The sequence below is a fragment of the Alteromonas sp. AO-Serp genome, from assembly GCF_017849675.1.
GTDB classification, from domain to species: Bacteria; Pseudomonadota; Gammaproteobacteria; order Enterobacterales; family Alteromonadaceae; genus Alteromonas; species Alteromonas macleodii.
The window spans coordinates 1-1880 of the sequence record NZ_JAFLMX010000080.1 but is presented as its reverse complement, the minus strand read 5'-3'; the positions used below and the strand labels follow the sequence as shown (position 1 = coordinate 1880).

The 1880-nt window shown below is 49.1% G+C and carries 2 protein-coding genes; one reads left to right on the top strand and one right to left on the bottom strand.

Features of this window, described 5'->3' with window-relative positions:
- On the bottom strand, positions 1-221 hold a 221-nt coding region (locus QVA83_RS06535; protein WP_287498266.1), incomplete at its 3' end, for a hypothetical protein.
- Positions 222-373: 152 nt separating this feature from the next.
- Between QVA83_RS06535 and tnpC the strand changes: the two genes are divergently transcribed.
- A complete protein-coding gene (gene tnpC, locus QVA83_RS06530; RefSeq protein ID WP_287498265.1) occupies positions 374-1783 on the top strand; it encodes an IS66 family transposase in 1410 nt (469 codons plus the stop codon).
- Positions 1784-1880: the final 97 nt, after the last annotated feature.

Sequence of the window (1880 nt, the reverse complement as noted above, 5' to 3'; positions counted from 1 at the left end):
TCTAGTTTAAGTTCACTCATCAGCCAGTCTTCTATTGAATGTCCTTGCGACATTAATTTAACAAGCTGTTTCATTGCGTTGTCCCCTAGCGCAGCGCTTTTAACTTCATCGATTTCGCGATGAAGAGAGCTGCGCTCATCTCCGAAAATCTTAAACGCTTGCTCTTGATAGACTAAGTGAGTTGTGGATATTTCATGACCAAGTACGGCAGTATTTAGCAACTGCGTCTCTGTTGCCGAGCTATTAATGCTCGCAGATAAAGCGAGTGAAAATGTAACCGTTCACCAGGGCCCTATTGACAGTTAGTAATATTTATTTTCAATGATCGTGGGGATCCTATTGATTGATCCCGCCAGTCTGTCAGAGTGGTTTCATGCCACGTAAAAAGCAGCCCACAAAGCCACCCGTCGCTACTAATCTCGATGATGCCAATGAGCTCATTAGTACACTCTGGGACAGGCTAAATGACCTCGAAGACCGACTGAATCAAAACAGTCGTAATTCATCGCGCCCGCCATCGTCTAATGGGCCGGGGGCGTCCTCTTCTGCGCCAGCTAAAAAGCCGACAGGCCGTAAGCGCGGTGCGCAATCCGGCCATAAAGGTAGTAAGCGGATGCTGGCCGATACCGTTGATGAGACGCGCACCTATTATCCCGATGATACTTGTGCTTGCGGTGGTGACATTGCTATCAATGATTCCCCTTATCGTCGGCATCAGGTATTTGATATTCCCAGCCAGGCATTCTCTGTAGTCGAACATCAGTTGCATCAGGGCCAGTGTTGTCAGTGCAGTAAAACGGTAAAAGCCACACTACCCGACAACGTGAATCAAGGGCAGATGGGCAATAACCTGCTGGCGTATGTGGCGATGCAGTCGGGTCAGTTTCACCAGAGTATCAGTAAAATCCAGCAACAGCTCGAGCAAAACTTTGGTTTATCGTTCAGTCGCGGTGCTATCTCTGAAGCACAAGGCCGCGTCAGTGCGGTGCTGACGCCTGCCTATCAGGATATTAAAGAGACTATGCATAATGAGGCAGTGGTTCATTGTGATGAAACCCGTCATCAGCGGGGCAATGAAAACCGCTGGATGTGGCAAGTATGCACAGCAGAATTATCATGCTTTATGACGCACTTCTCTCGCGGAGCCTGGGCAGCGAAGAAATTACTGGGCGATAATCCAGAAAACATTGTTGTGACTGACCAGTATGCCGGTTATCACTATATTGATGCTGACCATCGTCAATTATGTTGGGCGCATATCTTAAGAAATATGAATGCGCTGGCGGAAAGCTGGGGCACGAATAAAATCTACGGTACAGTATTGGTCAGGCTCATCCGCCTGTTGTTCCGGCTGCAACACCGGTATGAAAGTAACAAGCTAAGTGAAAAGCGATACCGGGACCGGATGGAAAAACTCCGCATCGCCTGGCGAGAGCAACTTGAACTGGCATCAAGACGCTGTGTGACTCCACGGTATCAGAACCGGTGTAAGCTACTGCTAAAACACGATGAGATGTGCTGGGTATTCCTCAGTCACGATGGCGTCCCCCTCACTAACAATGAAGCCGAGCGTTCATTACGAAGCTATGTGCTGTGGCGAAAAGGCAGCTATGGTGTGTGGTCTCACCGAGGGGAACTGTTCAGACAACGTATACTCACCATCGTCGAAACCTGCCGGAAACAAAAGCTGAATCCACTGAATTGGCTCCGCGCCATTCTCGAAGCGACGCTGAACAAAACGTCCTATCCTCTGCTCGACGACTTCAAAGCTGCCTGTCAATAGGGCCTTGGTGAACGGTTACCATTATTGTCACTGATGCGGGCTACAAATCGCCGTGGTTTCGTGAAGTGCAGGCATTGAGATGGCATATTGTCGGACG

What these genes read in the sequence shown, in the direction of transcription:
- tnpC (WP_287498265.1), top strand. Translation starts at nt 374, where the DNA reads ATGCCACGTAAAAAGCAGCCCACAAAGCCACCCGTCGCTACTAATCTC.